We start from the raw sequence: 12,044 nt of genomic DNA on the forward strand, positions 1-12,044 counted from the left end.
TGATGCTGCACTCCCTATCCGTTGTTCGGCAAGCGCTCTGGGTGATTGTCACGATTATAGGATTATCCTATGTCGGTTGGCTCGGGTGTGTGACAGTGGCAGCCACTAACGAAATTTCACGCTTAGAGCCCTGCTTGATGTGGCCTGATAGTCTAGGAATGTTTAGCGGCCAGCCGCCGCAGCTCGGCGGTAACTATAGCTGCCGAATCGCGTTTGCCCAGCCGCAGGGAAGCCTCGGACATCTTCCTGCGCACCTCCTCGGCTCCGGTAATCTTTCGGATGGCTTCCATTAGTGTGCTTCCGTTCAGATCCTTCTCCAGCAGCACTGCCGCCGCTCCTTCGCGCTCCAATTGTCTTGCATTGGCTTCCTGGTGATTATTGGTCACGTTAGGGGAGGGGATCAGTACGGAAGGTATGCCCAGCGCTGTAATTTCAGCGAGGAAGGAAGCCCCTGCCCGGTTCACAATTAAAGAAGTGCATGCCAGAACCTCAGGCATATTGTGGATGTATGGAAGAACATGCAGCCAGCTGGGCAGACTGCCAAGCTTCTGGCGCAGCTGCTTGCGGGTATCTTCGAAGTATGGCTCGCCGGTAACATATACGTAATGCACACCTTTACCCTTACCCACATCAGCCGCCATTTCAATCATTGCCTCATTGATCGCCTTCGCTCCCCGGCTCCCGCCGACCACCAGCACAACGGTGCTGCCCTCAGGGATGCCCAGGGAAGCGTAGCCGCGCTGCGGATTGGCCACCGAGACGGTTGTGGCTCTTGGATTGCCGGTATAGATCACATTCTTCGCCCCGCCAAAAGCCGACTCTGTGCCTTCAAAGCTGACGGCAACCGTGTCGGCGTAACGGCTGAGAAAGCGGTTAGTCAATCCGGGTATTGCGTTCTGCTCATGAATCATTGTTGGAATGCCCAGGCGTGAGGCCGCATAGACCACAGGGCCGCAGACATAACCTCCGGTTCCGATCACGACATCGGGCTTAAATTCTCGCAGCATCTGTTTGGAAGACTTGACGCCTTTGAGGAAACGCATGACTGTCTTCACATTGTCCAGCGACAGCTTGCGGCGGAAACCGGTAATGTCAATCGCCTTGAACGGCAGATTCTCCTGGGGAACGAGCTTGCTCTCCAAGCCGCGCGTGCCTCCGATATACAGAAATTCCGCGGAGCTGTCTTCCAGCTCCAGCTGCCTGGCTACGGCAACCGCAGGATAGATATGCCCTCCGGTGCCGCCGCCGCTTAATACGATACGCATGTCTTTCACCTCGCATAACGGGATAAGTTCAGTAGAATGCCAAGGGCTGTGAGCATCAGCGTCAGCGATGAGCCGCCATAGCTGATCAGGGGAAGCGTGATGCCGGTAACCGGCATCATGCCGATAACCACACCAATGTTGATAATGACCTGGACGGCCACCATACACACGATGCCAACGGCAAGATAACTTCCGAAACGGTCCGGCAGGCTCATCGCCACCCGCATGCCGCGCCAGATCAGAATCAGGAACAGAGCGAGCACCGCCAGCCCGCCGATAAACCCCAGCTCCTCGGCCAGAATGGAAAAGATAAAATCGGTCTGCGGCTCCGGTACATAGCTGTACTTCTGCCGGCTCATGCCATAGCCCAGACCGCCCAGACCACCTGGTCCAATCGCATATAGGGACTGGATGATCTGGTAGCCTGCGCCCAGCGGATCAGACCAAGGGTCTAGAAATGCTGTGATCCGCTGCAGACGGTAGGGAGCAGCCACGATCAGGCCGATAAAGCCGGCCAGCCCGGCTACGCTCAGTGAGAGCAGATGCTTCATGCGCGCGCCTGCCGTGAATACCATCATCAGCGCGGCGCCAAACATCACGGTGCCTGTGCCGAGATCGGGCTGGAGCATAATCAGTGCAAAAGCGGAGCCGATCAGCGCAAGCGGAGGAAGCAGTCCCCGGCTGAAGGAGGAAATGTCATAATCCTCCTTGCCCAGCCAGCGGGCCAGAAACAGGATCATGCCCATCTTCATGAACTCCGAAGGCTGAATGCCAAAGGAGCTGATCCCCAGCCAGCTGCGTGCGCCGCCCCGGACAACTCCAATGCCGGGAATAAGCACAGCGACCAGCAGCACGAAGCAAACGATCAGCACCGGCTTCGCCAGCTTCTTCAGCTGGGTGTATTCGGTATTCGCCGTAATGAACATCGCGATCAGTCCCAGACCGGCAAACAGCAGCTGTCTTTTGACGAAATAGAATGAATCTCCATAATTGCGGAAGCCCAGTACGGACCCGGCGCTGTATACCATCACCATGCCGATGGCCAGCAATACGAGAATAGGGATCAGCAGCCATAAATCCGGCGCATGACGGGATTTGTTCATCAGGAGCACACCTCTTGCCTTCCGTAGTAGGGGCTTATCCACCCCCCTACTTAAAGGTTATGCACCGCCTCTTTAAAAATTCGCCCGCGCTCTTCATAGGATGTGAACATATCCCAGCTGGCACAGGCGGGAGACAGGAGAACAATGTCCCCCGCTTCCGCCAAAGCGGAAGCCTCCCGCACAGCCTGCTGAAGCACGGCGGCGGCGCTCTCCCCATTATCGACGGAGATCAGCTGCTTTAATCCGGCCTGCTGTCCGACGGCAAGCAGCTTGTCCCGGGTCTGCCCAAGCGCCACCAGCGCCTTCACATGCCCGCTGAGGACAGGCAGCAGCTCCATATAGTCAGAGCCGCGGTCAAGCCCCCCCGCAATCAGCACAATAGGCTGGCGGAAGGAGATCAGCGCCATCGAGGTGGCTTTGGCATTGGTCGCCTTCGAATTGTTGTAATAGCTGGCTCCTTTGATATCGGCCACATATTCCAGCCGGTGCTCCACGCCCCGGAAGGAGGACAGCACCCCGCCAAGCGCGGCGGGATCTGCCCCGGCGGCAATAGCGATGCCACAGGCCGCCAGCGCGTTCTCCACGTTGAACCGGCCCGGCAGACCGATGGAATCTACCTCAGCGATCACGGTTTCGCCTTCCGCATAATCCCGGTAGACGATTGTACGGTGCAGATCATCCGTCTCCGCCTCCGTATAGGAGGGTCTAACGAAGATTCCCTGCTGCAGCTCTTCGGTCATCGAGAACGGCAGGATCGCCGCCTTGATATACGGCACAAGCTCCCGGCAGACGGGATCATCCCAGTTCAGCACAGCCGTATCTGCGGCGGTCTGGTTGGCGAACAGCTTGCCCTTGGAGGCTACATAATCCTCCATGCCGCCATGGTAGTCGAGATGGGTCTCGGCTACATTCAGCAGGCAGGCAATGTGCGGACGAAAAGCATGGGTCCCCTTGAGCTGAAAGCTGCTCAGCTCGACTACCATCCAGTTGTCGCTTGATGCCTCCTGTGCGGCCTGACAGAGCGGTGTGCCGATGTTGCCGGCCACGATCGGGTTCATGCCCGCAGACTCCAGCATCTGGCCGACCCAGGTTGTGGTCGTAGTCTTGCCGTTGGAGCCGGTAATTCCGATCATCGGAGCGGCACAGAGGTGATAGGCCACCTCCACCTCGGTGACGATCTCGATCCCCAGCTGCAGTGCCTGCTGAACAGGGGCTGCCGTGTACGGAATCCCCGGATTCTTAACCAGCAGCTTAATTCCCGCATGAACCAGTCCAGCGGGATGCCCGCCGCATATAACAGAAATTCCCAAAGATTCCAGTTCGGAAGCTTCGGGACTCTGTTCTCTTTCTTTTTTATCATTAACCGTAACGATGGCTCCATGCTGGTGCAGCACTTTGGCTACCTGGACTCCGCTTTTGGCAAGCCCCAGCACGATAACCTCTTCTCCTCGGTACATATCCGGATGTTTCATTGTTTACAACCCCTTGCTGATATATAGTCCCAAGGCCGCCAGCACCAGGCTTACCGCCCAGAACGAAATGACAACCCGCCATTCCGACCAGCCGCCAAGCTCAAAGTGGTGGTGGATCGGACTCATTCTGAAGATACGCTTGCCGCGCGTCTTGAAGGAAGCTACCTGCAGGACAACAGAAAGCATCTCCACAACAAACACTCCGCCGATGATCAGGAACAGCAGCTCGCTTTTGGTAACAATCGCAATGGCCCCGATCGCGCCGCCAATTCCGAAGGAGCCGGTGTCTCCCATAAAGACCTTGGCCGGATGCGCATTAAACACCAGGAAGCCCAGAACCGCTCCGATCATCGCCGCAGCACAGACACCAGCCGCGATGGAGGTAGCCTGCATAGCAATTACCGCATACGCCGCCAGTGCAATGGCGCCTACCCCGGAGAGCAGCCCATCTACACCATCGGTAAAATTCACGGCATTGGTTACTGCCATCATCATAATGATGATAAACGGATAATAGAACCAGGGTCCCCAGTCGAAGCTGAAGCCGGTTCCCGGTATGCTGATCCCTGTGCTGTGGTCGGCAGAAATCAGCAGCGCGCACATAACGGCACCCACCAGCAATTGGCCAAACAGCTTCTGGCGGGCGGTAAGACCCAGGGAACGGCGGAATACAATCTTGATGTAATCATCCAGGAAGCCAATCAGCCCGAATCCCAGCGTAGCCACCAGCAGCACGTAGAAATCGGTGTTCACAACAGAAAATTTAAGATAAGACAAAGTAAAAGCCACAATAATTACGATTCCGCCCATGGTAGGCGTACCGGCTTTTTTGAGATGGGATTGTGGTCCGTCGTCGCGCACCTGCTGTCCGAATTTCATCCTGCGCAGGAGCGGAATGAAGAGCGGAGCGGCAATGACCGCAAGGATAAAGGACACAGCAATAGTCAGCAGCAGCAGTTGATAATCCATGGGTACACCCCCTCCATTGGTTTAGGTCTGAGCAGCATGCTCACTCAGGCCGTTAAGCACTTCCTCGAGCCGCATACCTCGGGAAGCTTTGAATAATACAAGATCCTTGGGGCCGCATACGACGGTCAAGGCTGCGGTCAAGGCCGCTTTGTCATCATAGGCAAATACCCGCGCAGGGCCAAAGTGCTCCTTCGCCGTTGCCGCAATATGCGAAGCAAGGCTCCCGTAGGTAAACACAAGATCAGTGTCTGCCGGACGCAGATATTGGCCGATTTCGCGGTGAAACTCTATTTCATCCGGCCCCAGCTCCAGCATGTCTCCGAGCACAGCGATTCTGCTGCCGCTGCACTTCATGGACTGCAGCACATCGATGGCTGCCTTCATGGAAGTGGGGCTGGCATTGTAGGCATCATTCAGCAGGGTAAGCCCGCTCGCGGCCACCATCACTTCAATTCTCATCCCTGTCAGCTTCAGCTTGCTGAAGCCTTGTTCAATCGCAGCATCGGCAACCTGATAATGACGGGCCACTGCCAGCGCCGCCAGCGCGTTAACGACATTGTGCTGCCCAGGCAATGGCAGCGTAAACGCGCGCCCTTCATGCTGATGGGGCGTAAAGGTCATGCCACCGCTGTGGGACATGACTCCGGTAGGATAATCATCATTGGCGGTGGACAATCCGAAACGCAGCCGCTGGATTCCTTGCGGAGCAGCAAAGCCCTCCTCCGCAAGCACCTCGGCCAATAATGGCTCATCGCCGTTGTAAATCAGCAGGCCGCCGGGCTTCAGCCCCTCGGCAATCTCCAGCTTGGCCCGGGCTATCTCCTTGCGGGAGCCCAGCTGCAGCAGATGAGATTCGCCCACATTGGTAATTACGGCCACATCCGGTGACGCCAGCTCTGCCAGCAAAGCGATCTCGCCCCGGGCACTCATGCCCATCTCCAGCACAGCGATTTCTGTGTCCTCCGCCATGGAGAGCACCGTGAGCGGCAAACCGATATGATTATTGAAATTGCCGCCGGTCTTATGCACCCTGTATTGCCCTTCAAGCAGGGCGGTAATCATGTCTTTGGTTGTAGTCTTGCCGTTGCTGCCTGTAACTGCAACTACCTGCGGTCCGACTTCCTTCAAATACGCCGTCGACAGTCGCTGAAGCGCAGACAGCGTATCCTGTACCACAATGACGTTGCCCTCAGGTGCAGGACCTCTGTCCTGCTGCCAGAGGGTGCCAGCCGCTCCGGCGGCCAGTGCCGAGATGGCATACTCGTGTCCGTCGAAGCGGTCTCCAGCCAGCGGTACGAACAGGCAGCCGGGCGTAATTTGGCGGGAATCGGTGACGACTCCCGCCATTCTGATATCTGCAGCTGCGGCAGCGGACAGCGTCCCTCCGCACATGGCAGCAATGGTTCCCAGTGTTCTTGTAATCAATGGATTCGGCCCCTTATCACTTCTTTAGCGACGACGCGGTCATCGAAATCATGAACCACTCCGCCAATCAGCTGGTAGGTCTCATGACCCTTCCCCGCAATCAATACTACATCGCCGGGGCTTGCCATTTCAATAGCCTTGCTGATCGCTTCCCGACGGTCCGGGATCAGCACATATTGGTCACGGGAGACGCCGTCTTCGATCAATCCCGCTTCAATATCCTTCAGAATCAGCAGCGGGTCCTCTGTGCGCGGATTATCCGAGGTCACGAATACACTGCTGCTGTAGCGGGCTGCGATCTTGCCCATCAGCGGCCGCTTGATAACATCCCTGTCTCCACCGCAGCCAAACACGGTCAGCACCCGGCCTTCGGCGAACTCACAGACGGCGCGCAGCACATTCTCCAGTCCGTCCGGGGTATGCGCATAATCCACGATCACCGCGAACTCCTGTCCCGCATCAATGGACTCCACACGCCCGGCTACACCGGCAACGGACTCCAGGCTGGTCTTGATCTGTGACAGCGGTACTTCCTCCAGCAGGGCAGCCGTAATGGCAGCGAGCGCATTATACACATTGAACTTGCCGACCATACGCAGCGAAATATCTGTTTCCCCTTTAAACGTCTCCACATGGAAAAAAGTTCCTTTTGATGTAATGGAGATTTGTGAGGCCCGTACATTCGCACTGTTGTCAATCCCATATGTAACAACCTCTGCGGCAGTTTGGGCAGCAAAGTAGGCGCTCGCCTCGTCATCCGCGTTCAGAACGGCATATTTGCGCTCCTCGTTCCATGGCGAGATCACATTGCCAAGCCGGGAGAAGAATAGCCCTTTCGTTGCGCGGTACTCCTCCATTGTATGATGGTAATCCAAATGATCCTGGGTTAGATTGGTGAAGATGGCTGTGCGGTAATCCGTACCCTTCACCCGACCCTGCTCTAATGCATGGGATGAAACCTCCATCACACAGCACTGCACGCCCTTGGAGGCCATATCGTTGAAGGTCCGCTGCAGTTCAAGTGACTCCGGCGTGGTGCCGGAAGTCGGATAGACCTGGCCGTCATAACGCATCTGAATCGTCCCGATCAACCCGGTCTTCAGCCCATGCTCCTGCATGATCCGTTCGATCAGATAGCTGGTGGTTGTTTTGCCGTTGGTGCCTGTGATCCCTATCATCCTCATCCGGCTGCTAGGAGAGCCAAAGAACGCATTGGAGAGCACAGCCATGGCAAAACGGCAATCATCGACAATCAGCTGCGGCAGATCGATCTCGAGAGGCCGTTCACAGACCAGTGCGACCGCACCGCCGGCTAGTGCCTGCGGCGCATAATCATGCCCGTCTAGCGTAAAACCCGGCAGGCAGATGAACAAGTCGCCGGGCTGAACCCGGCGTGAATCTACCTGCAGATTGGTAATCTCAATTTCTCCTGGACCCTGCAGCCGTGCGGCTGCAAGGCAGGATGCCAGTTCAGTTAGTTTCATCATTATCCCTCACTCTTTATTTTCGGTTAAGTGAAGCCGCCTTATACCTGCTGCCCCTATTCGCTTGCCGCCCCCATGTAAATCCGGATCGTTGATCCCTGCTCCACCCGTGCTCCTGCTTTGGGCGCTTGATTGATTACGGTATTGCCGGAGCCGGAGCGGACAAGGCTGAAATTCATATTCAGATCTTCGTAGATATCCTGTACGGTGGCTCCCTTAAGATCAGGAACGGTCACAATCGGCGTTTCACCGTATTTGTAGGTTCTGGGAAGCTGGTCAGCGCGCTCGGGCACCTTCATATAATGCAGGGAATCCTCCAGGATATTCTGCACAATCGGGGCAGCTACCACACCCCCGAACTGAATCCCCTTCGGATTATCCACTGCCGTATAGACCACAATCTGCGGGTCATCTGCAGGCGCAAAACCCACAAAGGAAACGATATGCTCCGTAGGGGAATAGCGGCCATTGATTACTTTTTGTGCAGTACCTGTCTTGCCACCCACACGGTAGCCGTCGATAAAAGCCGGACGGCCGGTGCCTTTGGCAACTACGCTCTCAAGTGCTGCACGCACCTGCTTCGAGGTCTCCTCGGAGATGACCTCGCGGACAAGCTCGGGCTTGACCTCGGATACCGTTTCACCGGTATCGGGATTAATCCAGGCCTTGGCTACATGCGGCTTGTATAACTTACCGCCATTGATTGCTGCTGAAACAGCGGCAACCTGCTGGATCGGTGTGACAGAGACGCCTTGCCCGAAGGCTGTCGTAGCCAGCTCTACCGGCCCAACCTGTGAAGGCTTGAACAGAATGCCGTTCGCTTCACCGTTCAGGTCAATCCCCGTCTTCGTTCCGAAGCCGAAGTCGCGGATATACTTGAACAAGGAATCCTTGCCCAGCCGCTGGCCCAGCGCCACAAACCCCGGATTGCAGGAATTCTCCACCACCTGCAGGAAGGTCTGGCTGCCATGGCCGCCTTTCTTCCAGCAGCGCAGCTTGGCGCCACCCACCTCGATATAGCCGGGATCGAAGAAATGATCATTCTGCAGATTGACCTTACCTTCCTGCAGCGCGGCAGCCAGCGTGATAATCTTGAACGTCGATCCTGGTTCATAGGTCATCCAAATCGGTAAATTCCGGTTGTAGATAGCGGCAGCATAGTCCTTGTATTGCCCTGGCTCATAACCCGGTCTGGAGGCCATAGCCAGGATTTCGCCATTCTTGGGATTCATCGCAATCGCCCAGCTGCCCTGCGCCTGGTACTTGACCATCGCCTGATCCAGTTCCCGCTCCATAATCGACTGGATCTGCTTGTCAATGGTCAGCTGAAGACTGAGGCCGTCCTTCGGATCGGCATATTTCTCTGACGAGCCTGGCATCAGCCTGCCACCGGCATCGGATAAATAGGAGATATTCCCGTCCATGCCCTGCAGCAGCTTGTCATAGATATTCTCGACCCCTGTAATCCCCTGGTTGTCAATTCCGGTGAAGCCAAGAATATGCGCGGCCAGATCCCCGAAGGGATAATATCTTTTGTTATCCTCAGCGACAACGATGCCCGGCAGCTGCAAATCACGGATGCTCCCAGCAAGCTCCATTGTAATTTTGCGGCCGCCGGGCGTAAGCTTCACCGACATCTCTCTTTTGGACAGCAGCTTAACCAGTTTCTCCTCGGTCATCCCGAGCAGCGGAGCCAGCTCCCGTGCTGTAGTTTCCTTATCCTTCACCTGCACCGGAACGGCATAAACCGTAGGCGAGCTGATGTTATACGCCAGCGCCACACCCTGCCGGTCCAATATTTCACCGCGTTTGGCAGTGAAGGGAATATTGCGCCGCCAGGAAGCCTCGGCTTTGGCGCTCAGCTTCTCTCCCTGAGACAACTGCACATACGCAAGACGAATAACCAGCGCACCGAATATCACTGCCAGTCCCAAGAGAGTCCACAGCATTCTCCGCCGCGTTACGACCTTCGCAACCTTCATCACGTTCTCCCCCGCTTTCCCCAAGTAGACATGAGCTCTTACCTTCATGACTATTCAGGACAAACCGGGCTTAGAACAAGCCTTGGCTTAGCCGTCTCCCGCTTCGGACTCTTCTTCGGTCTTCGGAGGAACCGGAATATTCTCTCCGTATTCATTGAGCGGTTCCAGCATCAGCGTCAGGTGCTGCTTGCCGTTCTTCGTGCTCTCCACCTGACCGGAGATATAACCTTCACCTTCCACCGACATATCCACCTTCAGAATGCTGAGGATCTCCAGCGCATCCCTTAGGGATTCGCCGCGCAGGTCGGGGATCGTTAGTTTATCCCCCGGTTCACTGATCAGATAAATCTTCTGCCCGGTAGCCATAGAGGTTCCGGCCGGTGGATATTGGCTCGTCACGTCCGCACCTGCACCTACCGCTTCGAAATCGAAGCCTTGGTTAAGCAGTTGCTTGCGGGCAGCCGCCATGGTCTGACCTATAAGCTCAGGCGCACTGCGCAGAGCTGGAGCAGCATCTGCAGCAGTATCTCCGGCGCCTGTCTTCTTCTCTGAAGTCGTCTTAGGCACCCCCATATACTGCAGAGATTGCGAGACAATCTCTTGGAAGATTGGCGCAGCAGCCTTACCGCCGCCCTCGCCTTCACTTGGCTCATCGACCAGAATAATCACTGCGATCTTGGGATCATTCACCGGCGCGTAGCCGATGAAGGAAGAGCGGACCTTATCGCGGTCATACCCGCCCTTGCCGTCAGGTTTGATCGCCGTACCGGTCTTGCCCGCTACCCGGTAGCCTTCAATATAAGCCTGCCGGCCTGTTCCTATCTTCTGGTCGGCTACCACCTGCTCCAAATAGCTGCTGGTTTCTCTGGCACTCTCTTCCGAGATCACCTGACGGACCACTACAGGCTGAGTAACCTTGGTGTCTCCTGTATTGGGATTGGTTACTTCCTTGATGACATGCGGCGTCATCAGCTTGCCGCCATTCGCAATGGCGGCCACGGCCGCCAGCTGCTGAATCAGCGTGACCTCAACCTTTCCGTGGCCGTAGGCCAAAGTTGCATTCTCCAGCACATTATTGGGATTAGGGTTGACCAGACCTGTAATTTCGCCGGCCAGATCAATCCCGGTCTTCTCGTTGAAGCCGAAGGCATCGATATATTGCAGCAGCTTCTCCTGCCCCAGCATCTCATAACCCAGCTTGACAAAAGCCACGTTACTGGACCGTTTCACGCCTTCAAGGAAGGAAATTGGGCCCCAGCCGGCTCTTTTGATATCATGCAGCGGTGTCCTCGATCCCTTGATCTTGATCTGTCCAGACATAAAGGTTGCCTTCGGGCTTGGATCGAAGAGATTCTCCTGCACGGCCGCAGCCAGTGTCACAATCTTGAAGGTAGATCCCGGCTCATAGCGAGACTTGATGGCATGGTTGTAGAATCCGCCCTGATCGGTAATATTCCAGAACTGATTCGGATCAAAGGTAGGCATATTAGCCATCGCCAGAATTTCCATCGTATTGGGATCAGCGGCAATGACCGTCATCGTCTTGGGCTTAAGCTCTGCATAGGCTTTCTTCATCGCTTCTTCGACATAACCCTGAATGGTACTGTCGATCGTCAGCTTGTAATTATTCCCGTTGACTACGGGCTGGAACAGATCCTTCGAGTTGGGCAGCTTGACGCCGTTGCCGTCACTCTGATATTTCAGCTCCCCATTGATACCCGACAGCGACTCGTCCAGTGATTTCTCCAGGCCCAGCTGAGCCACGCCATCGCGGTCGGTAAATCCAAGAACCTGCGCGGCCAGCGAGCCCTTGGGATAATAGCGTTTCTGTTCCCGGACCCAGCCGACTCCGGTCTCAAGAATGTCATGTTCCTCTCTCAGCTCTTTGATAAAAGCGTCGACTTTCTCCTTAAGCACCTCATCAATCTTCCAGCCCTCATTGCGGACCTCGCGGTTCTTCAGCAGCTTCCCGGTCTTGGGGTCCTTGGCTTCCACCAGCTTACGCAGCTCATTCTCTGGCTTGCCTAACAGCTCATGCAGCCCCTTGATAACCTCATCACCAATCTTCAGCGTAGCTATGGTCTCAGGGCTGACCACAACGGTATAAGCCGGCACATCGCTGGCCAGCACATTGCCATTGCGGTCAGAGATCGTGCCGCGCTCTGCTTTGATTACGGCTTTGTGGCCCCATTGCTTGGCCGCCTCTTTCTGCCAGTCATCCCCGTTCAACACCTGAATATAGAAGACACGACCTATTAATACAAGAAAAAAGAGGGTAATACACCCTCCTATAAACAGTGTGCGAAGTTTTATTCTTTTGACCATAAGCAAACCTCACCAATTC

The 12,044-nt window shown here is 55.8% G+C and carries 8 protein-coding genes; all 8 read right to left on the bottom strand.

Going from position 1 to position 12,044, the window contains the following annotated elements:
• Positions 1–152 precede the first annotated feature (152 nt).
• Positions 153–1,265 carry an undecaprenyldiphospho-muramoylpentapeptide beta-N-acetylglucosaminyltransferase gene (murG, locus tag B9T62_RS23700; protein WP_087917543.1) on the bottom strand — a complete coding sequence of 371 codons (1,113 nt, stop codon included), beginning with the start codon at positions 1,263–1,265 and terminating at the stop codon, positions 153–155.
• A 5-nt stretch (positions 1,266–1,270) separates the two neighbouring features.
• Positions 1,271–2,368, bottom strand: a complete 1,098-nt coding sequence (gene spoVE / locus B9T62_RS23705; protein WP_087917544.1) for a stage V sporulation protein E — start codon at positions 2,366–2,368, stop codon at positions 1,271–1,273.
• A gap of 50 nt (positions 2,369–2,418) precedes the next feature.
• Complete coding sequence (murD, locus tag B9T62_RS23710; protein WP_087917545.1) at positions 2,419–3,840, bottom strand: UDP-N-acetylmuramoyl-L-alanine--D-glutamate ligase; 1,422 nt, start codon at positions 3,838–3,840, stop codon at positions 2,419–2,421.
• Between the two features lie 3 nt (positions 3,841–3,843).
• On the bottom strand, positions 3,844–4,809 hold the full coding sequence (mraY, locus tag B9T62_RS23715; RefSeq protein WP_087917546.1) for a phospho-N-acetylmuramoyl-pentapeptide-transferase: 966 nt from the start codon (positions 4,807–4,809) through the stop codon (positions 3,844–3,846).
• Between the two features lie 21 nt (positions 4,810–4,830).
• Positions 4,831–6,231, bottom strand: coding sequence for a UDP-N-acetylmuramoyl-tripeptide--D-alanyl-D-alanine ligase (locus B9T62_RS23720; RefSeq protein WP_342746200.1), 1,401 nt, complete (start codon positions 6,229–6,231; stop codon positions 4,831–4,833).
• Positions 6,231–7,718 carry a UDP-N-acetylmuramoyl-L-alanyl-D-glutamate--2,6-diaminopimelate ligase gene (locus tag B9T62_RS23725; protein WP_087920395.1) on the bottom strand — a complete coding sequence of 496 codons (1,488 nt, stop codon included), beginning with the start codon at positions 7,716–7,718 and terminating at the stop codon, positions 6,231–6,233. The genes B9T62_RS23720 and B9T62_RS23725 overlap by 1 nt, the downstream gene beginning before the upstream one ends.
• A gap of 56 nt (positions 7,719–7,774) precedes the next feature.
• Positions 7,775–9,700, bottom strand: a complete 1,926-nt coding sequence (locus tag B9T62_RS23730; protein ID WP_087917548.1) for a stage V sporulation protein D — start codon at positions 9,698–9,700, stop codon at positions 7,775–7,777.
• Positions 9,701–9,787: 87 nt separating this feature from the next.
• A complete protein-coding gene (locus B9T62_RS23735; protein ID WP_087917549.1) occupies positions 9,788–12,025 on the bottom strand; it encodes a penicillin-binding transpeptidase domain-containing protein in 2,238 nt (745 codons plus the stop codon).
• Positions 12,026–12,044: the final 19 nt, after the last annotated feature.

Source organism: Paenibacillus donghaensis, assembly GCF_002192415.1.
Taxonomy (GTDB): domain Bacteria; phylum Bacillota; class Bacilli; order Paenibacillales; family Paenibacillaceae; genus Paenibacillus_AQ; species Paenibacillus_AQ donghaensis.